The sequence below is a fragment of the Actinomadura rayongensis genome, assembly GCF_009831215.1.
Lineage (GTDB): Bacteria > Actinomycetota > Actinomycetes > Streptosporangiales > Streptosporangiaceae > Spirillospora > Spirillospora rayongensis.
In genome coordinates this window covers 94,888-119,772 of sequence record NZ_WUTW01000002.1, presented here as the reverse complement: position 1 = coordinate 119,772, position 24,885 = coordinate 94,888, and the positions used below count along the sequence as shown (strand labels likewise).

Here is a 24,885-nt window from a genome sequence, read left to right as displayed (position 1 = left end):
CCGTGGCCCTCATCGCCCTCGCCGCCGACAAGGGAGCGCCCGGCGTCACGACGGCCGCCGTGGCGCTCGGCGCGGTCTGGCCGCGTCCGGTCCTGGTCGCCGAGTGCGACCAGGCGGGCGGCGACCTCGTCTACCGGCTGCCCGCCGAGGACGACGGCGGCATGCTCAACCCGTCGCGCGGCCTGCTCAGCCTCGCCGCGACCGCCCGGCGCGGCCTGCGCCCCGACCAGATCGCCGAGCACTGCCAGCGGCTCGTCGGCGGCCTCGACGTCCTCGTCGGGCTGACCAGCGCCGAGCAGGCGCAGGCGATGACGTGGCTGTGGGGCCCGCTCGGGCGCGCGTTCGCCGGGCTCGGGACGGTGGACGTCCTCGCCGACTGCGGCCGGCTCGGCGCGGGCAGCCCGCTGCTGGACCTCATGCGCGAGGCCGACCTCGTCGTGCTCGTCACCCGCGCCACCCTGGAACAGGTCGCCCACCTGCGCGAACGCGTCGCGGTGCTGGGGGAGGAGCTGCGCGGCGGGCCGCCGCTCGGGGTGGTCGTCCTCGCCGACCCGCGCGCGTTCCGCGGCTCGGTCGCCGAGGTGGACCGCATCCTCGCCGGGACGCGCCGCCGCCTCGCGGGCCAGGCCGACCCCGCGCGCCCCGGCCCGGCGGCGCCGTCGGTGAGCGTCCTCGGCGGGCTCGCCCTCGACCCCAAGGGCGCCGACCTGCTCGGCGGCCGGTGGGGCGGCCGGCTCGACCGCTCGCTGCTCATCCGCTCCGCGCGCGAGGCCGCCGCCGACCTGGCCGGACGCGTCGTCGCCGGCACGGCCCGGCCGCCCGCCGACACGGCGCCGCTCGTCGAGGACGGGAGGCGCTAGTGGACCACGGACTCGTCAAACGGCTCCGCCAGGAGGTCGGCGACCGGCTCGCCCAGCAGCGGCGCCTCGACGCCGCGCACGGCCTCGCGCCGATGTCGGGCGAGGACGAGCGCCAGTTCGCCCGCGCGCTCATCGGGCAGGTCCTGGAGGAGTACGCGCGCGGCGAGATCACGTCCGGGCGCCGTCCGCCGAACGCCGAGGAGGAAGAGGCGCTCGCCGCGGGCGTCCACGCGGCGCTGTTCGGCGTCGGCCGGCTCCAGCCGCTGCTGGAGGACCCCGAGATCGAGAACATCGACATCAACGGCTGCGACCGCGTGTTCATCGGGTACGCCGACGGACGCGAGGTCATGGGCGAGCCCGTCGCCGAGAGCGACGAGGAACTGGTCGAGCTGATCCAGATCCTCGCGGCCTACAGCGGGCTGTCGTCGCGTCCGTTCGACACCGCCAACCCCGAGCTGGACCTGCGCCTCCCGGACGGGTCGCGACTCTCGGCGGTGATGGACGTGACCGTCCGGCCCGCGCTGTCGATCCGCCGCGCCCGCCTCGGCAAGGTGTTCCTCGCCGACCTCGTCGGGACCGGGACGTTCAGCGCCGAGCTGGGCCGGTTCTTCCGCGCGGCCGTCCACGCCCGCAAGAACATCATGATCGCCGGGGCGACCAACGCGGGCAAGACGACGCTGCTGCGCGCCATCGCCAACGAGATCCCCCCGCACGAGCGGCTGATCACCGTCGAGCGGGCGCTGGAACTCGGGCTGGACGCGTTCCCCGAGCTGCACCCGAACGTCGTCGCGTTCGAACAGCGGCTGCCGAACTCCGAGGGCCAGGGCCTGATCTCGATGGCGGACCTCGTGCGGCGGTCGCTGCGCATGAACCCGTCCCGCGTGATCGTCGGCGAGGTGCTCGGCGACGAGATCGTCACGATGCTCAACGCGATGACGCAGGGCAACGACGGCTCGCTGTCCACGATCCACGCCAACTCGTCGGCGGAGGTGTTCAACCGCATCGCGACGTACGCGATCCAGTCCGAGGAGCGGCTGCCCGTCGAGGCGACGCACATGCTCATCGCGGGCGCCATCGACTTCGTGGTGTTCATCGAGAAGCGCAACGACTACGCGCGCGGCGGGCGGCTGCGCCGGTACGTCGCGAGCGTCCGGGAGGTGACGGGCAGCGACGGGCGGGTGCTGTCGTCGGAGGTGTTCGCGCTCGGCCCGGACGGCTCGGCCGTCCCGCACGCGCCGATCGCCTGCGCCGACGACCTCGCCGAGTACGGCTACGACCCGGCGCGGGAGGCCGTCCAGTGGTGAGGGAGCCCGTGGTGAGGGGGCGCGATGTACTCGGCTGACGTCGTGCTGGCGATCGCGGCGGGCGCGCTCGCGGGCGGCGGGATCCTGCTGCTGGTCGCGAGCCTGCGCGGGATGCCGGTGCGGCGCGGCCCCGACCGGGCGCGGCGCCGCGAGGAGATGATCCGCACCCTCACGACCCGCACCGCCGTCGCCGTGCTCGCCGGGGCCGCGGTGCTCGTCGTGACGCGCTGGCCGATGGCGGCGCTCGGGACGGGCGCGCTCGTCCTCGCCTGGAACGGCCTGGCGGGCGGCGCCGCCGAGGAGCGGACCGGGATGGCGCGGCTGGAGGGCCTGGCCGCGTGGGCGGAGTCGCTGCGCGACACGATCGCGGGCGCGGTCGGGCTCGAGCAGGCGATCCCCGCGTCGCTGCGCGCGGCGGCGCCCGCGCTCCAGCGCCCGCTGCGCGACCTCGTCGACCGCCTGCACACCCGCGTGCCGATGCCCGAGGCGCTGCGCCGGTTCGCCGACGACCTGGACGACCCGTCCGCCGACCTCGTCGTCGCGGCCCTGATCCTGAACGCCAAGCTGCGCGGCCCGGGCCTGCGCGACATGCTCGGCGCGCTGGCGACGTCCGCGCGCGCCGAGCTGGACATGCGGCGCCGCGTGGAGGCCGACCGGCGCTCGACGCGGCGCAGCGTCCGGATCGTCGTCGGCGTCTCGGTCGGGACGGCCATCGCGCTCGCGGTGTTCAACCACTCCTACGTCGAGCCGTACGACGACTTCCTCGGGCAGCTCGTCCTGTGCGTGGTCATCGGCCTGTACGCGCTCGGCTTCCTGTGGCTGCGGCGCCTGGCGCGCCACGAACTGCCCGACCGCTTCCTCGCCGGCCGCGAGGACCGTCCCGGCGTCCCGAGCGAGGTCCCGTCCACCGTCGCCGGCTGGCGCGCCCGCTCCACCGCCCTCCGCTCCCGCGAGGGAGGCATGCAGTGAACGCGCCTGCGGCGCGCGCCGCGCGCTGGACTGAGGAGCGGCGGGAGCTTGCGACCAGAGCGACGAGGGAAGCGCGCGGCTTCCCGGCGCGCCGCAGGCGCGCGGGAGGGACACAGTGAACGCTGCTTTGCTCGCTGGGGCCGTCGCCGGGCTCGGGTTGTTCGCGCTGGTGCGGGCGTTGTTCCCGCCTCGGCCGGGGCTGGCGACGCGGCTGGCGGCGTTCGACGCGGCGCGGCGGCGCGGGTCCGGGCAGACCGGGCAGACCGGACGGGCCGGGCGGACGTCGCCCGCGCGGGACTCCGTCGGCGGGCTGCGGGCGCGGGTCGGACGCGAGCTGGTCCGGTTCACCGAGGCGCGCGGGTGGCGGATGACGTCCATTCGCGCGGACCTCGACATCACCGACCGGTCGCTGGAGACGTTCCTCGCCACCAAGTTCCTGCTCCCGGCCGCCGCGCTGCTGTTCGTCCCGGTGGTCATCGCCTACTTCGCGCTGCTCGGGCTCGGGATGTCGGTGCAGGTCCCGGCGTGGATCTGCGTCATCTTCGCCGTCGTGTTCTTCTTCTTCCCCGACCTTCAGCTGCGGCAGGAGGCCGCCGCGCGGCGGGGCGACTTCCGGCGCGTCGTGGGAGCGTTCCTGGACCTCGTGTCGATGAACCTCGCGGGCGGACGCGGCGTCCCCGAGGCGCTGATGACGGCCGCGAACGTCGGCGACGGCTGGGCGATGCGGCGGCTGCGCGACACCCTCGGCAACGCCCGCATCACCGGCCGGACGCCCTGGCAGGCGCTCGGCACGCTCGGCGAGGACCTGGACGTCGCCGAGCTGCGCGACCTGGCGGGCGCGCTCGCGCTCGTCGCCGACGACGGCGCGCAGGTCCGCAAGTCCCTGTCCGCGCGGGCGGCGTCCATGCGCAGCCGCGAGCTGTCGGAGCTGGAGGGGAAGGCGGGCGAGCGCTCCCAGTCGATGCTCGTCGCGCAGTTGTTCCTCTGCGGTGCCTTCCTCGTCTTCCTGGCCTATCCCGCCGTGATCCGGGTGATGGGATCCTGAACGTTCCCCGCCGTCCGTACCGATCCCCTCTAGGAGCGGAACAGATGAACCTGCTGAACGATCCGACCCTCGTCTACCTGCGGGCCGTGCTCGGCACGCGCGTCCACCGGCTGCGGACGGAGGACCGCACCCGGGGCGCGTCGGCGATCGAGTGGGCGATCATCACGGCCATCCTGGCCGCGATCGCCCTCGCGATCGGCGCGACGATCATGTCCAAGATCAAGAGCAAGGCCGACAGCATCAACACCGGCACCTGACGGCCGTGCGCGGGAGGCGGGACGGCGGGGCGTCGGCGATCGAGTTCGCCATCCTCACGCCGGTGCTGCTGCTCGTGCTGCTCGCGACCGTCCAGTTCGCGATGGTGTACCACGCGCGGCAGGTCGCGCTCGCGGCGGCGCAGGCCGGGGCGCGGGTGGCGCGCACCGACGCGGGCGGCGACTGGCGCGGCCGGGCGGTGGAGAAGGCCGGGACGGACGTCCGGCAGATCGGCCCGAAGCTCATCGACGGCCTGTCCGTCCAAGCGGGTCAGGAGGGCGACGAGCGCTGGGTCCAGGTCAGCGGGACGGCCGTGCGCGTCGTGCCGTTCCTGACGTTCTCGGTGACCCAGCGGTCGCAGGGGCCGATCGAGTGCTTCCGCCCGGACGTCGGCTCCGGCACGGCCTGCGAGGCGCAGCGGTGAACGACCGGGGCTCGATGTCGCTGGAGATGGTGCTGGTCACGCCGCTGCTCGTCGTGTTCCTGCTGTTCCTCGCGGGCGCCGGGCGGATGGTCGACGCCCAGAGCCAGGTGGACGGCGCGGCGCGCGACGCGGCGCGGGCGGCGTCGGTGGCGCGCAGCGCGTCCGGGGCGCGGGCGATGGCGGAGGCCGCCGCGTCCGCCGACCTGCGCGGGCACCACTGGTGCTCGGGCGGCCCGTCGGTCGCGGTGGACCTCGGCGACTGGCGCGCGGGCGGACGCGTCGCGGTCACGATCGGCTGCGACGTGGACCTCGCCGACCTGGCGTTCATCGGCCTGCCCGGCACCAAGCGCCTCCAGGGCCGCGCGCTCGCCCCGATCGACACCTATACCTATCGCGGAGGTGACTGATGCACCGCGACGAGGGCACGATCTCGCTGTACGTCGTGCTGTTCGCGCCATCGGTCCTGCTGCTGGCCGGGCTGCTCGTGGACGGCGGCCTCGCGATCCACGCCCGCCAGCGCGCCGCCGACATCGCCGAGCAGGCCGCGCGGGCGGGCGCGAACCAGATCGACGACGCGGCGCTGCGGCGCACCGGCAAGCCCGTCCTGGACCCGGCGCGGGCCCGGGCGGCGGCCTGCGCGATGGTCACCGACTACGACGCGACCGTCACCGGACGCGAGTGCGAGGCCGACACCCGGCAGGTGCGGGTGACGGTCCGGCTCACGGTGCGGTCGCAGATCCTCGGCATCGTGCCGGGGCTCGGCTCGTTCACGATGACGTCCGCGGCCACCGCCGAGCCGGTCACCGGGAACGACGCGCCATGAACCGGACGCGCACGGTACAGGAAGGCATTGAACGGACGACGGGCACGTCTACGATGACGAGGACGGCACCCCCACGGCTCCCCCGACAGGACTCGGCACAGACGGCGATCGGCGAACGCTAGGGACGCGGCGGCGACGAACATGGCGACACGACAGACACCGATGAACCCCCGGCGGACCGGGCGCCCGCGCACCCCCGGCGACGTGCTCGCGGGCGTCGGCGCGCTCCTCGCGCTGACCGCGCTGCTCGTCGGCGTGCCCTGGGCGCTGCTGGCGGTGTTCGGCTCCCCGCTGCCGAGCGGGCCGCCGTCGCTGTCCGACCTCTCCCACACGGTCGGCGCGAGCGCGCTGCTGCCGATCCTCGCGACGCTGGTGTGGCTGGCGTGGCTCCAGTTCGCCGCGTGCGTCGCCGTCGAGGTGTACGCGGGCGTGCGCGGCGTCGGCGTGCCCGCGCGGGTGCCGCTGGCGGGCGGGACGCAGTCGCTCGTCCACCGGCTCGTCGTGACGGCGCTGCTGCTGTTCACCGCGACGACCGCCGTCGTGCCCGCCGCGTTCTCGGCGCGCGGGCTGACGCAGGCGCCGCCCGCGCCCGCGGTGCATCTCGTCGCGGAGGTCGAGCAGGTGCCCGCCGCCGCGCCGCAGCAGGCCGAGCACACCGCCGCGACGCCCGCCGAAGCCCCGGCGCACGACCGCACCACGAAGATCTACCGGGTGCAGCCGCCGGACGGCCGCCACCACGAGAGCCTGTGGGAGATCGCCGAGAAGTGCCTCGGCGAGGGCCGCAGGTACAAGGAGATCTACGCGCTCAACCAGGGGCACGTCCAGCCGGACGGCAGCAAGCTGACCACCGCGAGCCTGATCCGTCCCGGCTGGGTGCTGGAGATGCCGCACGACGCCAAGCACGCCAGGACGATCCCGGTGTCGGAGCTGAACGACTACTTCCGGCACGGGCATCCCGTCCACCACCCGGCGCCCGAGCCGGACAAGCCGCCCGCGCACGACCCGGTGCAGGAGCCGCACCGCGAGCGCGCGCCGCACACCGAGGCCCCGCACACGCAGGAGCCGACGCAGGCCCCGCACACCGAGGCGCCCCACACCAAGGGGGCCGAGCAGGCGCCCGAGAAGGCGCCCGTCGCGCCGCCCGTCAAGGAGCCCGCGCCTCAGCACGATGCGCCCAGGCACGAGGCGCCGGAGCAGACGCCCGCCTCGTCCCCGGTGGCGGGGCACGAGAGCGACCACACGATCCCGCTGTCGTTCCATATGGAGTGGCCGCAGGGCCTCGCCGCCGCGTCCCTGCTGGCCGCCGGGCTGCTGGCCGTCCTCGGCCGCCGCCGGCGCGAGCAGATGTGGCGCCGCGCGTTCGGGCACCGCATCGCCCGGCCCGAGGGACGCGCCGCGCTCGCCGAGCACGCCCTGCGGTTCGGCTCCGACGAGGACGCCGCCCGGCTGCTCGACCTCGGCCTGCGCCAGCTCTCCAAGTCGATGGCGGCGGGCGGACGGCCGCTGCCGACCGTCTACGGCGTCCACCTCGGCCACGGCAGCCTCGACCTGTGGATCGCCCCCGCCGACCGCAACCCGCCCGCGCCCTGGCAGGCGTTCGACGACGGCCAGGTGTGGCGGCTCACCGCCGACGCGCTCGGCGGGCTGGAGGCGGCCGACCTCGGCGACGTCCTGGCTCCCTACCCGGGCCTGGTGTCGATCGGCACGAACGACACCGGCCGCATCCTCGTGGACCTGGAGGCCGCGCACGGGCTCATCGCGCTGCGCGGCCCGTCGGGCGGACGCCGCGCCGTCCTCGCCGCGCTCGCCTTGGAACTGGCGACGAACCGCTGGTCGGACCACATGCGGGTGACGCTCGTCGGGTTCGACCAGGAGCTGGGGGAGGGCCTGACGCGGATCGCGCCGGACCGGATCCGCGCCGTCCCGAACCTCGTCGACGCGCTGCCCGAGCTGGAGGGGCGCAGCGAGGAGGTGCGGCAGGCGCTGGCCGCGTCCGGAGTGGACTCGGTGCTCACCGGACGGTCCCGGGGCGTGTTCGGCGAGGCGTGGATGCCGCACTACCTGATCATGGCGGACGAGCCGGACGCGGCCGAGGCGGACCGGCTCGTCGCCCTCGCCCGCACCGGCACCCGGATGGCGGCGGGCTACCTCGTCCCCGGCGAGGTGCAGGGCGCCACCTGGACGTGGGACCTGGACGAGTCCGGCCGCCTCCAGGCCGGCGTCCTCGGCTTCGACGTGGACGCCCAGCTCGTCCCCGAGGACCAGTACCGGGGCGTGTTCGAGCTGTTCGACACGGCCGCGCGCAGCGAGTCGGTGCCGCTGCCCGAGCCGCTCGCCGAGGCCGAGCCGCCCGGCGCGTCCCAGTCCGCGGTGGACATCCGGCTGCTCGGCCCCGTCGAGATCGACGCGCCGGGACCGATGGACGCCAGCCGCCGCGACCTGTGCACCGAAGTCCTCGTGTACCTCGCGCTGCACCCGAACGGCGTGCACCCGACCGTGCTCGGCGGGGCGATCTGGCCGCGCGGCGTCACGACCGGCGTCCGCGACGCGACCGTCGCCCGCGTCTCGGACTGGCTCGGCCGCGACGCGCGCGGCCGGCCCAACCTCTACTACGACGACCGGGGCCGCATCCGCCTCGGCTCCGAAGTCCGCATCGACTGGGCCGTGTTCCGCTGGCTGCTGTGGCGGTCGGCGGCGGAACCGGCGTCCGAGACGGCCTACATGTCGTACGCGCTCGACCTCGTGCGCGGGCCGCTGCTGGCGGACCGTCCGCGCGGCCGGTACGGGTGGCTGGCGTCCAGCGACCTGGAGTACGAGGCGTCCGCGCGGATCGTGGACGTCGCGCACCGGCTCGTCCTCATCCGGCTGGACGAGGGCGACGCGCGCGCCGCCGCGGGCGCCGCCCGCGCGGGCCTGCGGCTGGCGCCCGCCGACGAGAGCCTGTGGCGGGACCTGCTGCGCGCCGCGCACGCGCTCGGCGACGAGGCGCAGGTCAGGGCCGTGGTGGACGAGCTGCGCGACCGGTTCGGCCGCGACCCGCTGTTCGACCAGCTCCAGCCGGAGACCGAGGCGCTGATGGAAGAACTCGTCCCGGAATGGCACCGGGTCCCGGGCTAATCGGACGTGCCGTACCCGATGCCGAACTCGCGGTAGACGCGCTCCCAGAAGCCGTCCCGCAGCCAGGTGCGGGCCTCCTGGTAGGGCCGCAGCGACGAGCCGAGCTCCTTCTCGGCCTCGATCAGCAGCTCCTTGTCGATGACGGGCGGCAGGATCGGGCCGGGCAGCAGGTCGCGGATGTTGTCCCGGCCGCGCTCGAACACCCACTTCTGCGCGACGTGCTCGCCGATCTCGCGCATGTGGTCGCGCTCGGGCCCGAGCTTGGTCTCGGCGAGCGCCGCGCCCGCCGCGTTCAGCGACGCAGCGACCGTCGCCGGGGACGGCCCGCGCACGTTGTTCGGCACGTTGTTCGGGACGGCGGCGGGCAGCGTCGCCGGGGTCCCGCTCGGCGCCGGGACGGGCCGCACCGCGGGCACCCGTCCGGCGAACACCTCGGCGGGCGACGGCACCGTGACCGTCTTGCCCGTCGCGGGCACCGGCGGCGCCGGGACGGGCAGCGCCTTGGACTTCGTGAAATACGGCCGCAGGAAGTCGGCCGCCAGCACCTCGACGGTGTCGGACTCCCACACCAGCCATTCCGCCTGGTTGGAGCCGTGTGTCGGTTCCACGCCCCACAGATGGACGCGTACACCGTAACGTTGCGCGGCCTCGACGGCCGGAAGCATGTCCTCGTCGCCCGCCAGCAGCACCGCGTCGGTGATCGCGCGGTGCCGGGCGAGGGCTTCGAGGTCGGCGCGGAGCTGCGCGTCCACGCCCTTCTGCTGGCCCTGCGCGTTCAGGTTGCCGAGCCGCAGCTTCACCAGCGGCAGGTTGGCGATCACGCGCTGGTCGACGGTCGGCTGCCGCTTGGGCGCCGCGTCGAACCAGTAGACGCGCAGCAGCTCGCCCAGGAGTTGGTCGTCGGCGTGGCTGGTCAGCGCCTTGATCAGCTTCTCCGCCGCGACGCGGTACTCGCGCCGGGCCCCGCAGCCGAGCAGGAGCGCCCCGGAGGCCGCGTAGAGGTATCCCGCGTCGACGAAAATCGCGAACCGAGCGGGCTGTGGGACGAACTCCGAGGTGGCCATGACGTTTCACCTTATTCGTGCCCGGCGCCTCTCCGGGCGCGATCCACGGTTACATGTCTCTTGAGCATGTCCCGTCGCGCTCCGTCCACACCCGCCGACCGCGAATCACCAGGAGAAATCACAGCACTGCCCACGGTGACCGTCCGCCCGGCGAAACGGTACCCCTACGGCGTTTCCCGGCACGCCCGCACCGCCCGCCCGACTACGCCCCGTCGGGTCCCGGCACGGCCCGAACGCCGTCCGCCACGCCCGCCCGACTACGCAGCGTCGGGCGTCAGCGCGGTCCGAACGCGGCCCGCCACGCGCCCGGCCCGGGGCGCGCCGCCGGTGTTCCGCGCACGAGCCGCGCCGGATCCGCCCACCGCGACCGGGGCCGCGCCTCTTCGCCGCGTCCCGCCGCGCCGCGCGCCCGCGCCGTCAGGACCGCGACGAGCGCCGCGACCTCCTCCGGCGCCGCGTCGCCCCGGACGACCTGCAGAAACGGCCGAACCTCGCTCATCCGTGCTCCTCGGTCACAGCGGGATGTTGCCGTGCTTCTTGGGCGGCAGCGTGGCGCGCTTCTCGCGCAGGGCGCGCAGGGCCTTCACCACGTGGCCGCGGGTCTCGGACGGCTTGATCACCGCGTCCACGTACCCCCGGTCGGCGGCGATGTAGGGGTTGGCGAGCGTGTCCTCGTACTCGGTGACCAGCTGGGCGCGGAGCGCGTCCGGGTCCTCGGCGGCGGCCAGTTCGCGGCGGTACAGGATGTTCACCGCGCCCTGCGCGCCCATGACCGCGATCTGCGCCGTCGGCCAGGCGAGGTTGACGTCCGCGCCGAGGTGCTTGGAGCCCATGACGTCGTACGCGCCGCCGTACGCCTTGCGGGTGATGACGGTGACGAGCGGGACCGTCGCCTCCCCGTACGCGTACAGCAGCTTCGCGCCGCGCCGGATGATGCCGTTCCACTCCTGGTCGGTGCCGGGGAGGAAGCCGGGGACGTCCACGAACGTCAGCACCGGGATGTTGAACGCGTCGCAGGTCCGGATGAACCGGGCGGCCTTCTCGGACGCGTCGATGTCGAGCGTCCCGGCGAGCTGGAGCGGCTGGTTGGCGACGACGCCGACGGACCGGCCCTCCACGCGCCCGAACCCGACGATGATGTTCGGCGCGAACAGCTCGTGGACCTCCAGGAACTCGCCGTCGTCCACGACCGCCTCGATGACGGTGTGCATGTCGTACGGCTGGTTCGGCGAGTCCGGGATGAGCGTGTCCAGCGACTCGACCAGCTCGGCGGGGTCGGCCGGGTTGTCGAAGACGGGCGGCTCGGACAGGTTGTTGGACGGCAGGTAGGACAGCAGCGCCTTGACGTAGTCCAGCGCGTCCTGCTCGTCGGCGCCCTGGTAGTGCGCCACGCCGGAGCGCGAGTTGTGCGCGTGCGCGCCGCCCAGCTCCTCCATCGTCACCGACTCGCCGGTGACGGTCTTGATCACGTCCGGCCCGGTGATGAACATGTGGGACGTCTTGTCCACCATGACGACGAAGTCCGTCAGCGCGGGCGAGTACACGTGCCCGCCCGCCGCCGCGCCCATGATCAGCGAGATCTGCGGGATCACCCCGGACGCGTGGACGTTCCGCTTGAAGATCTCCGCGTAGAGCCCGAGCGCGACCACGCCCTCCTGGATCCGCGCGCCGCCGCCCTCGTTGATCCCGATGATCGGGCAGCCGGTCTTCAGCGCCATGTCGAGCATCTTGACGATCTTCTCGCCGTAGACCTCGCCGAGGGAGCCGCCGAACGCCATGACGTCCTGGGAGAACACGCAGACCGGACGGCCGTCCACGGTCCCGTGCCCGATGACGACGCCGTCGCTGTACGGCCGCTTCTTCTCCAGCCCGAACATGGTCGAGCGGTGCCGGGCGAACTCGTCGAACTCGGTGAACGAGCCCTCGTCCAGCAGCGCGTCGACGCGCTCGCGCGCCGTCATCTTCCCCTTGGCGTGCTGCTTCTCGACCGCCGCCGCCGACGCCGCGTGGACGGCCTCGAACCGCCGCCGGTCCAGGTCCGCGATCTTGCCCGCGGTCGTGTGGATGTCGATGTCCGGGGACACCACGGGTTCAGGAGCTTCCATCGCCATGCGGGTCAGCGTAACCGCAGCTTGAATCCGCGTCAGTCGCGCCCCGACATTCCGCCCGCCCCGCCCGGCGACGCCGGACCCCGCGCTGATTACGCTGAACCCCGTGGCTACCAAGACGCGCGACCTCCTGCGGCACGATCTGCCCGAACCGCTGCGCAAGGACGTCCGGCTGCTCGGCGCGATGCTGGGCGACAGCCTGGTGGAGTACGCCGGCCCGGACCTGCTGGACGACGTCGAACGGCTCCGGCACGCCGTGATCGGGGCCCGGCGCGGCGAGGTGGCCGTCGCCGAGGTCACCGAGCTGGTCGACGGCTGGACGTTGGAACGCGCCGAACAGGTGGCGCGGGCCTTCACCGTCTACTTCCACCTGACGAACCTCGCCGAGGAGCACCACCGCATCCGCACGCTGCGGGAACGTGACACCGGCGCGAGCGTGCCGTCGTCGGTCGCGGCGGCCGTCGAGCAGATCCGCGCGGACGGCGACCTCGACGCGGCCGTCGCGGGCCTGGAGATCCACCCGGTGTTCACCGCGCACCCGACCGAGGCGCGGCGGCGCGCGATCGTCACCGGGATCCAGCGGATCAGCGACCTGCTGTCGGCGCTGCACGCCGGTCCCGGCGCGGCCGAGCGCGCCGACGTCGAGCGCCGCATGCGCGAGGAGATCGACCTGCTGTGGCGGACGGCCCTGCGCCGCCACGCCCAGATGGACCCGCTGGACGAGGTCCGCACCGCGATGGCCGCGTTCGACGAGACGATCTTCCGGGTGGTGCCGCGCATCTACCGGGCCCTGGACGCGGCGCTGAACCCGTCCGGGACCGGCTGCGAGCCGCCCGCGGCGCCCGCCTACCTGCGGTTCGGGAGCTGGATCGGCGGCGACCGCGACGGCAACCCGTTCGTCACCGCGAAGGTCACCCGGGACGCCATCCTCATCCAGGCCGAGCACGTGCTGCGGGCGCTGGAGACGGCGTGCGCGCGGATCGGCCGGGAACTGACCGCGCACGAGTCGACCACGCCGCCGTCCGAGGCGCTGTGCAACGCGCTCGCGGCGGCGCGCACCGCGCATCCCGAACGGCTGGCCGCCATCGAGAGCCGGTCGCCGGGCGAACCGCACCGGCAGCTCCTCATGTTCGCGGCCGAGCGGATCGCGGCGACCCGCGTCCGCGACGCCGACCTCGGGTACGAGGGCCCGGACGAGCTGCTCGCCGACCTGCGGACCGTCCAGGACTCCCTGGCCGAGGCGGGCGCGCGGCGGCAGGCGTACGGACGGGTCCAGGGCCTGGTCTGGCAGGTCGAGACGTTCGGGTTCCACCTCGCCTCGCTGGAGATCCGCCAGCACTCCGAGCTGCACGAGAAGGCGCTGGAGCAGGTCCGGGCGGGCGGCCCGCGCGACGAGATGACCGAGGAGATCCTGGAGACCCTGCGGGTCGTGGGCTGGATCCAGCGGCGGTTCGGGGTCGAGGCGTGCCGCCGGTACGTCGTGTCGTTCACGCGGTCGGCGCGGGACATCGCGAACGTCCACGAGCTGGCGGCGACCCTCGGCGACCGCGCGCCCGTCCTGGACGTGATCCCGCTGTTCGAGACCGGCGAGGACCTGGAACGCGCCCCCTCGGTGCTGGACGGGATGCTGGAGATCGACGCCGTCCGCCGCCGCCTGGACGCGTCCGGCCGCCGCATGGAGATCATGCTCGGCTACTCCGACTCGGCCAAGCAGCTCGGCCCGGCCAGCGCGACCCTGCGCCTGTACGACACGCAGGAGGCGCTGGCGGAGTGGGCGGCGCGCCACGACGTGACGCTCACGATGTTCCACGGCCGCGGCGGCTCGCTCGGCCGGGGCGGCGGTCCCGCCGGGCGCGCGATCCTGGCGCAGGCGCCCGGCTCGGTCGCGGGCCGCTTCAAGGTCACCGAGCAGGGCGAGGTGATCTTCGCGAGGTACGGGCATCCGGAGATCGCGCGCCGCCACGTCGAGCAGGTGACGAACGCGGTGCTGCTGGCGTCCACCGCCGAGGTGGAGGAGCGGGCGCGGGCCGCCGCCGCGCGGTTCCGGCCGCTGGCCGACAAGCTCAGCGACGCGGCGCGTGCGGCGTTCCGGTCGCTGGTCGAGGCGGACGGCTTCGCGGCGTGGTTCTCCCGCGTCAGCCCGCTGGAGGAGATCGCGGAGCTGCGGATCGGGTCGCGGCCGTCCCGGCGCAAGGCCGCGCGGGGCCTGGAGGACCTGCGCGCCATCCCGTGGGTGTTCGCGTGGACGCAGACGCGCGTCAACCTGCCCGGCTGGTACGGCCTCGGCAGCGGCCTCGCGGCCGTCTCGTCCGACGGCGCGGACCTCGCCGAACTGCACGAGGCGTACGCGTCCTGGCCGCTGTTCGGAACGTTGCTGGACAACGCCGAGATGAGCCTCGCCAAGGCCGACCGGGACATCGCCGCGCGCTACCTCGCGCTCGGCGGCCGGGAGGACCTGACGGACACGGTGCTCGCCGAGTACGACCGGACGCGCCGGCTCGTCCTCGCGGTGACGGGCCACGCGCGGCTGCTGGAGAACCGCCGCGTGCTGTCCCGCGCGGTCGAACTCCGCAACCCGTACGTCGACGCCCTGTCGCACCTCCAGCTCCGCGCCCTCGCGGCGCTGCGCGAAGGCGTCGCCGACGACACCGAACGCGCCCGCCTGGAAGAACTGCTGCTCCTGTCGGTGAACGGCGTCGCCGCCGGCCTCCAGAACACCGGCTGACCACTCCGCCTCCACGACGGCCGTCCCGCGCGGCTGCCGGGTGCGGTGCGCACAGGAACGGAGCCGGGACGGCGGTCCGTCCCGGCTCCCCGCACGGGCGGTCCGCACGGTGTCGGCTCGATGTCGGCTCGGTGTCGGCTCGATGTCGGCTCGGCGCCGGCTCAGCGCGGGCAGCGCCCCGGGCTCGCGGTGATCAGGCGCACGTAGTAGGCGCTCACGTAGCCGATGCGCGGCGGCGCGATGCTGCCGGGCCCGAGCAGCCACCAGTGGTTGTTGCCGTGGATCCACTCGCCCGGCACCCAGCACTTGAGCTGGATCGTCGTGCCGCGCGTGAACTCGCCCTGCTTGCGCGACTTCGTGGTCGCATGGCGGCGGATGTTCAGCGTGGACGCGGTGACCCGGCCGTACCCGTACGCGGCGGCGCCGGACGAGCCGAGGTCGAGCACGGGAGCGGGGTCGGCGCTCGCGGACGCCCCGGCTAACACCCCTCCGGCCAGCGCGGCGACGGCCGCGAACACGGCGGCACAGCGTTTCATTTCGATCTCCATCCGGGCGCGGGGACGAAGAGATCACCGGCAGCGGGACCGTCTCCCGCTCCTTTCTTCCGCGCCCAAGCGGAATGATGGCCCGCCCGTCCGGTCCACCACGATCCCCGCGAGCCGCACGGAAGCCTGTCGCCCCCGACCACCCGCACCGCTCCGGCACGGGCGGTCCCGGTGCCCCGCGGCGGCCGGAGCCGACGTGGTCGTTTGCGGCGGCGGTGGGTGCGAGGTCAGCACGCCGGGTGGGATCCGCAAGCCGGACGTGTTCGTCCTGCCGCGCGAGGTGGCGCGGGCGGTGATCCTGGACGCGGCGCCGAAGATCATTCCGGGCCGGGAGCTGCTGCTGGCCGCCGAGGTCGTCGCCGACGTCGTCGTCCCCGTGACCTTCGACCCGGCCGTGCTGCTGGAGATCTGACGGCGCGGATAAACGGAAACCGGGGCGTCCCGCAGCGGATACCCTCTTTCCCGTGAGTCGAGAAGGTGTGACGCCGCAGAGCGAGGACTTTTCCGCCTGGTACAACGAGCTGGTCGTGAAGGCCCAGCTCGTCGATCGCGGGCCGGTGCGCGGCACGATGGTCATCCGCCCGTACGGGTACCGGGTCTGGGAGCTGCTCCAGGCCGACCTGGACCGGCGGATCAAGGAGGCCGGGCACGACAACGTCAGCTTCCCGCTGCTGATCCCGGAGTCCTATCTCAAGCGCGAGGCCGAGCACGTCGAGGGCTTCTCGCCGGAGCTGGCCGTCGTCACCGTCGCGGGCGGCAAGGAGCTGGACGAGCCCCTCGTCATCCGGCCCACCTCCGAGACGATCATCGGCGAGTACATGGCCAAGTGGATCGACTCGCACCGGGATCTGCCGCTGCTGCTCAACCAGTGGGCGAACGTCGTCCGCTGGGAGATGCGTCCCCGGATGTTCCTGCGCACCACCGAGTTCCACTGGCAGGAGGGCCACACCGCCCACGTGGACGAGGCCGACGCGATGCGCGAGACGATGTGGGCGCTGGACGCCTACGCCGGGCTCGCCCGCGACCTCGCCGCCATGCCCGTCGTGCCGGGGGAGAAGACGCCCGGCGAGCGGTTCGCCGGCGCCGTCCGGACGTACACGATCGAGGGCATGATGCGCGACGGCCGCGCGCTCCAGGCCGGCACCAGCCACTACCTCGGCACCAACTTCGCCAAGGCGTTCGAGATCCAGTACCAGGACGAGGCGGAGCAGCGCACCCACGCGCACACCACGTCCTGGGGCATGAGCTCCCGCATGATCGGCGGCGTGATCATGACGCACGGCGACGACAAGGGGCTCGTCCTGCCGCCCCGGCTCGCGCCGTACCAGGTCGTGATCGTCCCGATCGGGCGCAAGGAGCAGGGCGAGGAGGCCGCCGCCGAGGCCCGCAGGCTCGGCGCCGCGATCCGCTCGACGGGCATCCGCGTCCACGTGGACGACAACCGGCCCAACCTGTCGCCCGGGTTCAAGTTCAACGAGTGGGAGATGCGCGGCGTCCCGGTCCGCATCGAACTCGGCAGGCGGGACATCGAGGCGGGCGTCGCGACGCTCGTCCGGCGCCTGCCGACCGTCGAGGGCCAGGGCAAGGAGCAGATCCCGCTCGGCGAGCTGCCCGAGCTGCTGCCCGGCGTCCTCGCCGAGTTCCAGGCGTTCCTGCTGGCCCGCGCGGAGAAGTTCCGCGACGAGCACACCGCCACCACCGACACCTGGGACGCGTTCGCCGCCCAGGTCGCGGGCGGCTGGGCGCGGGCGTTCCACTGCGGGCGCACCGCGTGCGAGGACGACATCAAGGCCGAGACCGCCGCGACGCCCCGCTGCATCCCGGCGGACGCGCCGGAGGAGACCGGCACGTGCGTCAGGTGCGGCGAGCCGTCCGCGTACGGCAAGCGGGTCCTGTTCGGCCGGTCGTACTGACCGGCTAGAGCGGCTCCGGCGGCGACACGCGCAGCGCGAGCATCGACACGTCGTCGCGCAGGTCGCCGTCGGAGAACGCCATCAGGGCGCGCTCGACCGCGTCCGGCATGGCCGCGACGGGCTCGCCCGCGACCCCGGCCAGCGCCTCCAGCAGCCGCTGCCGCCCGAACTCGCGGCGGCCCGGGTCGCACGCCTCCAGCACCCCGTCGGAGTGCAGGAACAGCGTGTCGCCGGGGAACAGCTCGACGGCGTCCGAGCCCGCCGCGAAGTCCTCGAACAGGCCGAGCGGGACGCCGCCGTCGGACGCCGACCGGATCACGCCGTCCGCCCGCACCACGATCGCGGGCGGATGGCCGGCCGTCCCGAGCGTCGCGCGGACGCGGTCGCCCTGGAACTCCAGGCCCGCGAGGACGGCCGTGACGAACCGGTCCTCCTCCAGCAGCGACGCGTTCACCATCGCCAGGACCTCGGCCGGGTCCGAGCTCCACCGCGACGCCAGCCGGACGCCGTGCCGCGCCGACGCCGTGACGACCGCCGCGTCCTCGCCCTTGCCGCACACGTCGCCGAGGACGAGCCCCCAGCTGTCCCCGAACGGGAACACGTCGTAGAAGTCGCCGCCGACCTCGGCGGTGCTGGTCGCCGTCAGGTACCGCGCGGCCAGCTCCACGCCCTTGATCGTCGGCAGCCGCTTGGGCAGCAGGCTCTGCTGGAGCGAGTCGGCGACCTCCGCGCTGCGCCGGTACAGCCGGGACGCGCGGATCACGAGCGCGAGCTGCCGCCCGATCCGGCCCGCGACGGCGAGGTCGTGCAGGTCGAACGGGCCGTTCTCGCCGCCGCTCGCCAGCGTGATCGTGCCGAGGCAGCGGTCGCCGTCCTCGATCGGGACGCACAGGACCGTCGTCGCGTGGATCAGCGCGCACACCGGCTCGCCGCGCTCGTCCGCGCCGAGCAGGCCGAGGTCCTCGACGTGCGGGTGCAGGGCGCTCTGCCAGGACGCGAACACCGTGCCGGGCAGCGTCCCGGCCTCGGGGTCCAGCAGTTCCAGGACGCGGACGGTCTCCTGCGTCGTCTCGTCCTCGGCCGGGCCGACGACCACCTGGCGGCGCAGGTCGCCGAGCCGTCCGCCCGGGCCGGCGGCGGCCAGGTCGATGAACGCCCAGTCCGCCAGCTCGGCGGCCAGCAGCCGCGCGCAGCGCCGGACCGCGACGGTCTCGTTGAACACCGGCTCGTCCAGCAGCAGCTCGCCGACCGCCGCGAGGACGTCCATCCGGTGGACGATCGCGGCGACCGCCTCGTCGTCGCGCGGCGCGGTCCGCTCGGCCGGGCGCGGCTCCTCCCCGACGGGCGTGGACGTCGGCCCCGCCACCGCCATGACCATCGGGTCGGGCTCACCGGGGATCCACACCCGGGCCAGCGTCACCACGGCGTCCACCGGGGTGTCGCGGCCGAGGAAGCGGACCGGGACGCGGCGGCGCCGGCCCGTCCGGACCACCGCCGCGAGCTGGGACCGCAGCGGCCCGCGCGTCGCCAGGTCGCAGAACGCCGTGAACTGCTTGCCCGACACATAGCCGGGGGACGTGCCGAGCAGCCCCGCCGCCTGCCGGTTCACCCGGCGGACGCCGCTGTCGCGGTCGAGCAGGAACAGCGGGACGGGGGCGTCCTGGAACACCGTCCGCAGCACCCGGCGCTCGGTGTCGGCCGCGCCCGCGCCGTCGGTCGCCGCCGACCGCTCCGCGCCCAGCGTCTCCAGCGCCTCGACGGCCAGCTCCAGCTCGGCGAGCGCGGCGTCCAGCGCGGGCCGGGGGTCGGTGCCGGGAACGGCCGCCGCGCGCCGCAGCTCCGCGACGCGTTCGCCGAGACCGGCGACCTCCCGGAACACGGTTCCGGGATCCAGCTCTTCGGACAAGGACGGACTCCATGGGTGCAGCGGGCGCGGCCGGTGCCGACGCCGTGACGGCGCGGTTCACCGAACCGCCGAGCGAAGCTTATGCCGAACGGGCGGATGCGGAGGCAAGGTCTGACATGCCCCGATCAGGGCAGTCCCTGCGCGCCGACGATCCGCTGGGCGAGCGCGGTGAGCTTCACGTGCCGGGTCTGGGAGATGCGGCGCATCTCGACGAACGCCTCGTCGGCGTCGCAGCCCAGCGCGTGCATGAGGATGCCCTTCGCCTGGTCCACGATCGCGCGGGACTCGACGGCCTCCTGGAGCTGGACGGCGGTGCGGTGGACGTCCCCGTACTGCAGGGAGTTCGACATCGCGGCGCTGCCCTGCGCGGCCAGCAGCGCGGCCAGCCCGCGCTGGCCCTCGCCGAGCGCCTTCGGCCGCACCCCGTACAGGGTCAGCGTCACGAGGACCGGGCCCATCCGGTGCGGCGTGGTGGAGAAGCAGCGGACGCCGCAGCGCAGCAGGTCCGCCATGGCCTCGGGCCAGCGGGCCTCGGCGAGGACGTCGTCGGTGCCCGCCGCCTGGCGTTCGTTGACGACGTCGAAGATGAAGCCGTGGCCGCGGGCGAGCTGGCGCTCCACGGCGTCGGCGAGGTCGGGGTGGCTCGCGGCCGACGCCAGCGGCTCGGGACGCTCGTCCGGCCCGTGCGGCAGCGCCCAGCGCACGCCGGTCGCGCCGGCGCAGCCGGGCACGGCACGGCTCGCCAGCGCGGTCACCCGGTGCAGGGTGCCCACGTCGGACGACTCGCCCACGATGCCGAGACGTGCGATCTCGACGGCGAGCCGGTCGGTGAGGACGGCGTCGGTGGTCGGCACGAAGACGAAGGTAGCCGCCCCTCGCGTGTGCTGGTACCCCCAGTTCCGTCACAAAGGCGGGTCAAAGGGACGGCGGCGCCCGCCGGATGTCGGCCAGGGGGGCCAGCAGGCCGTCCCCGGCCTCGGCGAGATCACTCAGCGTGACGATCCCGACCGGTCGCTGCGCGTCGTCCACCACGGGCAGACGGCGAACGGCCTGCTCGCGCATCAGCCGCAGCGCCTCGGCGGTGTCGTCCCCGGCACGGATCGTGGTCAGGTCGGCGGTGCAGACGTCGCCCAGCGGGGTGACGGAAGTGTCACGTCTCTCGGCGACGGCGCGGACCACGATGTCCCGGTCGGTGACCATGCCGCACAGGCGTCCGGCGTACGTGACGAGCACGTCGCCGATGCCTTCGTCGCGCATGATCTGCGCCGCGTCGTAGAGCGTGGCGTCCAGCGGCAGCGAACGAGGGCGGGAGGTCATGACCTCGCCCACTTTGCGTGTCATCCCCGGGTACCTTTCGGCGTCTCCTCACTCGGCGCGCCGCCGCCGGCCCGTCCCGGGAGCCGACCCGGACGCCGGGTCAGAACGCGAAGAGGGTTCCCGTCCTCGCGCGCATCACACACGCGTTGGAGTATTCCTTCGAGAACCGGACGGAGCCGCGCCCGTAACGGCCCTGCGCGGAGGCGGTGACGGGCGCGTAGTCCATCGTGCAGAACACGCCGTCGGAGGGGCGGTCGACCTTGCCGCCGCCGCGCGCCAGCTCCGCGCACGCGCGGGCCGCCTGCGGGTGGGTGCCGCCCGCGGGGCCGCACCGCAGGACGACCGTCCGGACGTCCGCGCCGCGCTGCACGCTCAGCCGCAGCTCGGCCGGCGCGGGGGCGCCGGCGGCGGCGGGAACGGCCGGGAGCAGCGCCAGGGCGGCTCCGGTCAGGACGGCGTGGACGAGATGCGGCATCGGATCCCCCGGTGAACGATCTGCTGGACAGTCGGCCTTTTCTCGCTCACTGTAGCGATATGGCGACGCTTCGTGCAGCTCGTTGCGGATGCCGGGAACGACCGGGGGGTCAGGCGGCGAGGACGTGCGCGGGGCGGTGGTCGGCGAGGGCCTCGCGGAGCTGCTTGCGGCCCCGGTGCAGCCGCGACATCACGGTCCCGATGGGGGTGCCCATCATCTCCGCGATCTCCTTGTAGGGGTAGCCCTCGACGTCCGCGAGGTACACCGCGTCACGGAAGTCGCGGGGCAGGGCGTTCAGCGCGTCGACGACGTGGCCGTCCGGGATGCGGTCCAGCGCCTCCCGCTCGGCGGAGCGGAACCCGGACGCGTGCGCCTCGGTCTGTTCGAGCTGCCACTCCTCCAGCTCCTCCGAGCCCGCGCGCTGCGGCTCCCGCTGCTTCTTGCGGTAGGTGTTGATGAAGTTGTTGGTCAGGATGCGGTGGAGCCACGCCTTGAGGTTCGTCCCCTCCTGGAACTGGTGGAAGTTCGTGAACGCCTTGGCCAGGGTCTCCTGGACGAGGTCCTCGGCGTCGGCCGTGTTGCGGGTCATCCGGACGGCGCTCGCGAACAGCGGTTCGGCGAGCGGCATCACGTCCCGCACATAGCGGTCGGTGGCGTACTCGGGTGCGGTCATCAGCTTCCCCCCTGCGTCGGGACCCTGGCGGGCCGGGCCGGTACCGGGCGGACGCGCCGCCCCTCGTGGAGATGCGCCCCTGGCACGCGGTCTCATGGGTTCGCGTTCCGCAGGGACGGCCGGTCAAACGGGCCGGGACGGTCGAGTCGGGTGCCGTCCGCGGACGCGCGGCCGGTGGACCGGTCGTGATCGTCGTGCCGGGCGACCCCCGTCGCGGGCGCGTTCGATCCGCCGGTGCGCCTCGTCGGAGGCGTTCTCTCCAGGTAAGACGCGCACCGGCCGCCGACGGGTTGCGTGGCATCCGTCACAAAAGGCGGCCCCAAGGCGCGATCGCCCTGGTCAGCGCGGTATAGGGCACGGGTCAACGGACGTCCCGGTCCACGTCTCGTCCGGGTATAACCGCTGGTCCGGCGTTCGTGTTCCCGCCGGTGGGCAATGGGTTCTTTGCCGGGCGTTGCCGGGGGCCGTTCGTGCCGTCCCGGTTGCAGTAGGGGAATGTGCCGTTCGCGACAGATCCGCTCCCGGCCCGCCGTCGGGTCTCATCGGAACCGAACGTTCGGGACGCCGCGCCCGACCGAGGGACCTTGGGGGCGAGGCCGGATTTGGGTGCGACCTTGACGCTGCCGGTGGCCGAACGCCTCCAGGCCACTTACGCCGTGGCGTTCACCGGCCCGCCGGCGGACCTGCGCGGCACCGTCCGCCGGGAGGTCGTCGCCCAGTTCCGCTCACCCTTGCGGGAGCTCGTGCTCGGCATGCTGGACAGTCCCATGCTCACCCTGGACCTGCGTCCGGCCGGGGACTTCCCGCCCCTGCCCGCCGGCCTGCTCGCCGCCTACGGGGCCGCCCCCGCCGACCTGGCCGCCGTGGCGGAGGCGGGGCACCTGCTGGCCGTCCGCGCCGCCTACCGTCCGGGCTGGCCCCCGGCGCACGAATGGGCGGCCCGCGGCGTCGCCGGAGCGGTCGCCGCCGCGGCCTCGGCCCCCGTCGTGGACGTCTTCACGCCCCGCATCCTGTCCGGCCCCGACCTGCGCCGCTCCCTCCCCGGCCCCCGGGGCGACATGAGGCTCACCGACTGGATGCTGATCTCGCACTCCGCCGGACCCGACACGGTCTGGTTCACGACGCGCGGCCTGGCCCGCTTCGGCCTGCCCGAACTCCGCACCGAGAACGTTCCCGCGGACCTGGTCGTCCCGTGGGGCCGCCTGCTCAACGGCCTGGCCCGCCGCCTCCTGGACGTCTACCTGGAGGAACTGGCCAACAGCGAGTCGCCCATCGAACTCCAGATCCCGGCGACGCTGTCGGTGAGCCTCCAGGACGTCGCCGCCGCTTCGGGCGAGACGGAGATCCTGCGCCGCGAGATCGCCGTCCGCCTGCACCCCGCCGCGCCCGGCCCGGGCGACGAGGTGCCCGTCCTGACCGTCCACCCCGCCGACGACGGCCCGGACCGTCCGGAAACCCTCTGCACGGCCCTCTTCGGCGAAACACGCCAGAGGTTCGGCTGAACATGCCATCCTTCGTCCGTCTTGCCCGAAACCCACGTCCCGACAGAGGATCGAGGACGTGAGCGCCGGTCCCCACGACACCCCGCCCTCCGACCCCGAGGAGCCCGCCGTGCCGCCCGAGCCCCTCGACCGATCCGTCCCCCACCCGGGCGACGTGAGAGTGGCGGGCCGCCCCAGGAACACCCCGCCCCAACCCGACCCCCCGCGCCCACAAACCCCCGAACCACAACAAACAACCCCCCAAAGCCCCCCACAACCCCAACCCCGCAACCCCTCACGCCCCCCAGCCCCGCGCCACGGCACACAACGCCCACCCGAGCCACCCCCCGCCCAGCGGGCACCCGGGCCGAACCCACGCCGCGACAACCCACGCTCATCGCCCCCACCCCACGGCACCCCCCGCCTACCCGAGCCACCGCACGCCCCAGCACGCCCCGCCGAGCCCCCGCGCACCACCCCGCGTCCACCAGCTCCACCCCAAGGCACCCCCCGCCCAGCCGGACCACCACGCCAAACACCCCAGCCACCAACACCCCCGAACGCGCCCACCCCCTCACGCCCCCCAGCCCCGCGCCACGGCACACGACGCCCACCCGAACCACCACCCACCCAGCACCCCCGGCGCGTACCCGAGCCCCCACGCCCACCAGCCCCAACACGCGAGAACCCGCGCTCATCCGCCCCGCCGACCGGCACCCCCCGCCTGCCCGAACCGCCGCGCGCCCCAACACGCCCCACCGAGCCCCCACGCACCCCGCGTCCACCAGCCCCGCCCCACGGCACGCCCCGTCCAGCCGGACCACCGCCCGAGGCGCCGCGTCCACCTACCCCAGACCCCTCACGCAACGACCCGCGCTCATCAGCGCCGCCGCGCGGCACACCACGCCTACCCGAGCCGCCGCGCGACCCGTCCCGCCTCGCCGCGCCCTCTGGCACCGCGCCGCGTCCGCCAGCCCCGCCGCGCGATAGCCCGCGCTCGTCGGCGCCGCCCAGCGGTACACCGCGGCTGCCCGAGCCGCCGCAGGCGCCGGGTGACCCGCACTCCGGTGCGCCGTTCGGAACCGCGCGGCGTCCGTCAGAACCGCCGCGCGACGACCCACGCTCGTCGCCGCCGCCGCGCGGGACGCGCGTGCCTGAGGCGCCGGGCGATCCGTCGCGTCCGGCCGCGCGACCGCATGGTGTTCCGCATCCGACGGATCCGCCCCGCGAGGCGTCGCAGGCACCTGAGGCGCCGCGCGACGATCCGCGCTCGTCCGCGCCGCCGCGTGGGACGCGGCGGCTGCCCGAGCCGCCGGACGCGCCGCAGGCGCCGCGCCCTGCTGTGCCGCGCGCGTCCCAGCCGCCGGGCGAGGACCCGCGTTCGTCGGCGCCGCCGGGTGGGACGCCGCTCGGGGGTGAGGTGTCGGGCGCGTCAGAGACATCCGGTGGTCCGTCGGGGGCGCGTGATGTTTCGCGTTCGTCGGCGTCGGGTGAGGGGAGCGTGCCTGCTGACTGGCGGCCTGTCGGGCCTGAGGGACGGCCGCCGCTGTCTTCGGGGGCTGGGGACGCGCCGGGGCGGCTTGCCGGTCCTACTATTCCGGATGGGTTTCGCGTTCCGGGAGCGTCTGCGGCGGAACCCGGCGCGTCGGCGGGCGGTGGCCGCGATGATGGGCTTCCCGGGGCGCCGCAGGCGCCGGCGGCGCCGAGCGGGCCGCCGGCCGGCTGGGGTGCGGCCCCGGCGGACGCGGAGACCGGATGGCGGCCGGTGACGGAACCGGCGGATCCCAGAGGAGGCGGCGTGGCCGGTGCGGTGTCGGAACCCGGACGTCCGGGTGGTTCGGGTGAGCCGGGCGGGCCCGAACCGGTGCGTCCGCCGGAGTC

The 24,885-nt window shown here is 74.5% G+C and carries 22 protein-coding genes; 13 read left to right on the top strand and 9 right to left on the bottom strand.

Features of this window, described 5'->3' with window-relative positions; genetic code table 11:
- Window positions 1-2 precede the first annotated feature (2 nt).
- From GQ466_RS09970 to GQ466_RS09930, 9 genes are all read left to right on the top strand, one after another.
- Window positions 3-860 carry a hypothetical protein gene (locus GQ466_RS09970; protein ID WP_161102603.1) on the top strand — a complete coding sequence of 286 codons (858 nt, stop codon included), beginning with the start codon at window positions 3-5 and terminating at the stop codon, window positions 858-860.
- Window positions 860-2,164: an ATPase, T2SS/T4P/T4SS family gene (locus GQ466_RS09965; RefSeq protein ID WP_161102602.1), complete on the top strand. Its 1,305-nt coding sequence runs from the start codon at window positions 860-862 to the stop codon at window positions 2,162-2,164. Before GQ466_RS09970 ends, GQ466_RS09965 begins: the two co-directional genes overlap by 1 nt.
- A 24-nt stretch (window positions 2,165-2,188) precedes the next feature.
- The gene (locus tag GQ466_RS09960) at window positions 2,189-3,133 is read left to right on the top strand and encodes a type II secretion system F family protein (protein ID WP_161102601.1); all 945 of its coding nucleotides are present in this window, start codon (window positions 2,189-2,191) and stop codon (window positions 3,131-3,133) included.
- A gap of 115 nt (window positions 3,134-3,248) precedes the next feature.
- On the top strand, window positions 3,249-4,178 hold the full coding sequence (locus tag GQ466_RS09955) for a type II secretion system F family protein (RefSeq protein WP_161102600.1): 930 nt from the start codon (window positions 3,249-3,251) through the stop codon (window positions 4,176-4,178).
- 44 nt (window positions 4,179-4,222) lie between these two features.
- Window positions 4,223-4,435 (top strand): hypothetical protein, encoded by a 213-nt coding sequence (locus GQ466_RS09950; RefSeq protein WP_161102599.1) that lies wholly within the window; start codon window positions 4,223-4,225, stop codon window positions 4,433-4,435.
- A gap of 5 nt (window positions 4,436-4,440) precedes the next feature.
- Window positions 4,441-4,857 (top strand): TadE/TadG family type IV pilus assembly protein, encoded by a 417-nt coding sequence (locus GQ466_RS09945; RefSeq protein ID WP_161102598.1) that lies wholly within the window; start codon window positions 4,441-4,443, stop codon window positions 4,855-4,857.
- Window positions 4,854-5,264 carry a TadE/TadG family type IV pilus assembly protein gene (locus GQ466_RS09940; RefSeq protein WP_337193407.1) on the top strand — a complete coding sequence of 137 codons (411 nt, stop codon included), beginning with the start codon at window positions 4,854-4,856 and terminating at the stop codon, window positions 5,262-5,264. Before GQ466_RS09945 ends, GQ466_RS09940 begins: the two co-directional genes overlap by 4 nt.
- Window positions 5,264-5,680 carry a TadE/TadG family type IV pilus assembly protein gene (locus GQ466_RS09935; RefSeq protein WP_202420359.1) on the top strand — a complete coding sequence of 139 codons (417 nt, stop codon included), beginning with the start codon at window positions 5,264-5,266 and terminating at the stop codon, window positions 5,678-5,680. Before GQ466_RS09940 ends, GQ466_RS09935 begins: the two co-directional genes overlap by 1 nt.
- Window positions 5,681-5,842: 162 nt before the next feature.
- Window positions 5,843-8,797: a BTAD domain-containing putative transcriptional regulator gene (locus GQ466_RS09930; protein ID WP_161102597.1), complete on the top strand. Its 2,955-nt coding sequence runs from the start codon at window positions 5,843-5,845 to the stop codon at window positions 8,795-8,797.
- On the opposite strand, the gene GQ466_RS09925 is transcribed toward GQ466_RS09930, so the two are convergent.
- From GQ466_RS09925 to GQ466_RS09915, 3 genes are all read right to left on the bottom strand, one after another.
- Window positions 8,794-9,861, bottom strand: coding sequence for an NYN domain-containing protein (locus tag GQ466_RS09925; protein ID WP_161102596.1), 1,068 nt, complete (start codon window positions 9,859-9,861; stop codon window positions 8,794-8,796). The two genes, GQ466_RS09930 and GQ466_RS09925, sit on opposite strands and share 4 nt — an antisense overlap.
- A gap of 274 nt (window positions 9,862-10,135) precedes the next feature.
- Complete coding sequence (locus GQ466_RS09920) at window positions 10,136-10,360, bottom strand: acyl-CoA carboxylase subunit epsilon (RefSeq protein WP_161102595.1); 225 nt, start codon at window positions 10,358-10,360, stop codon at window positions 10,136-10,138.
- A gap of 13 nt (window positions 10,361-10,373) precedes the next feature.
- A complete protein-coding gene (locus GQ466_RS09915; RefSeq protein WP_161102594.1) occupies window positions 10,374-11,972 on the bottom strand; it encodes an acyl-CoA carboxylase subunit beta in 1,599 nt (532 codons plus the stop codon).
- A gap of 103 nt (window positions 11,973-12,075) precedes the next feature.
- Here GQ466_RS09915 and GQ466_RS09910 point away from each other — a divergent pair, with 103 nt between their 5' ends.
- Window positions 12,076-14,694, top strand: a complete 2,619-nt coding sequence (locus tag GQ466_RS09910) for a phosphoenolpyruvate carboxylase (RefSeq protein WP_161102593.1) — start codon at window positions 12,076-12,078, stop codon at window positions 14,692-14,694.
- Window positions 14,695-14,855: 161 nt separating this feature from the next.
- Here the strand turns inward: GQ466_RS09910 and GQ466_RS09905 are convergent, their stop codons facing one another.
- Window positions 14,856-15,230 (bottom strand): hypothetical protein, encoded by a 375-nt coding sequence (locus tag GQ466_RS09905; RefSeq protein WP_161102592.1) that lies wholly within the window; start codon window positions 15,228-15,230, stop codon window positions 14,856-14,858.
- 205 nt (window positions 15,231-15,435) lie between these two features.
- Between GQ466_RS09905 and GQ466_RS09900 the strand changes: the two genes are divergently transcribed.
- Together GQ466_RS09900 and proS are read left to right on the top strand one after the other, a co-directional pair.
- Window positions 15,436-15,651, top strand: a complete 216-nt coding sequence (locus tag GQ466_RS09900) for a hypothetical protein (RefSeq protein WP_161102591.1) — start codon at window positions 15,436-15,438, stop codon at window positions 15,649-15,651.
- 52 nt (window positions 15,652-15,703) lie between these two features.
- Window positions 15,704-17,152: a proline--tRNA ligase gene (gene proS, locus GQ466_RS09895; RefSeq protein ID WP_337193406.1), complete on the top strand. Its 1,449-nt coding sequence runs from the start codon at window positions 15,704-15,706 to the stop codon at window positions 17,150-17,152.
- 4 nt (window positions 17,153-17,156) lie between these two features.
- On the opposite strand, the gene GQ466_RS09890 is transcribed toward proS, so the two are convergent.
- The 5 genes from GQ466_RS09890 to GQ466_RS09870 all read right to left on the bottom strand — a co-directional run bounded on the left by GQ466_RS09890 (window position 17,157) and on the right by GQ466_RS09870 (window position 21,523).
- Window positions 17,157-19,058 carry a SpoIIE family protein phosphatase gene (locus GQ466_RS09890; RefSeq protein WP_202420358.1) on the bottom strand — a complete coding sequence of 634 codons (1,902 nt, stop codon included), beginning with the start codon at window positions 19,056-19,058 and terminating at the stop codon, window positions 17,157-17,159.
- 125 nt (window positions 19,059-19,183) lie between these two features.
- The gene (locus GQ466_RS32700) at window positions 19,184-19,912 is read right to left on the bottom strand and encodes an ANTAR domain-containing protein (protein ID WP_161102590.1); all 729 of its coding nucleotides are present in this window, start codon (window positions 19,910-19,912) and stop codon (window positions 19,184-19,186) included.
- A gap of 61 nt (window positions 19,913-19,973) precedes the next feature.
- Window positions 19,974-20,399, bottom strand: coding sequence for a CBS domain-containing protein (locus GQ466_RS09880; RefSeq protein ID WP_202420357.1), 426 nt, complete (start codon window positions 20,397-20,399; stop codon window positions 19,974-19,976).
- Window positions 20,400-20,475: 76 nt separating this feature from the next.
- Window positions 20,476-20,850 carry an SSI family serine proteinase inhibitor gene (locus GQ466_RS09875; protein ID WP_161102589.1) on the bottom strand — a complete coding sequence of 125 codons (375 nt, stop codon included), beginning with the start codon at window positions 20,848-20,850 and terminating at the stop codon, window positions 20,476-20,478.
- Between the two features lie 109 nt (window positions 20,851-20,959).
- Window positions 20,960-21,523 (bottom strand): sigma-70 family RNA polymerase sigma factor, encoded by a 564-nt coding sequence (locus tag GQ466_RS09870; protein WP_161102588.1) that lies wholly within the window; start codon window positions 21,521-21,523, stop codon window positions 20,960-20,962.
- 614 nt (window positions 21,524-22,137) lie between these two features.
- Here GQ466_RS09870 and GQ466_RS09865 point away from each other — a divergent pair.
- Entirely contained in the window at window positions 22,138-23,025 is an 888-nt protein-coding gene (locus GQ466_RS09865; RefSeq protein WP_161102587.1) for a hypothetical protein, read from the top strand.
- Window positions 23,026-24,885: the final 1,860 nt, after the last annotated feature.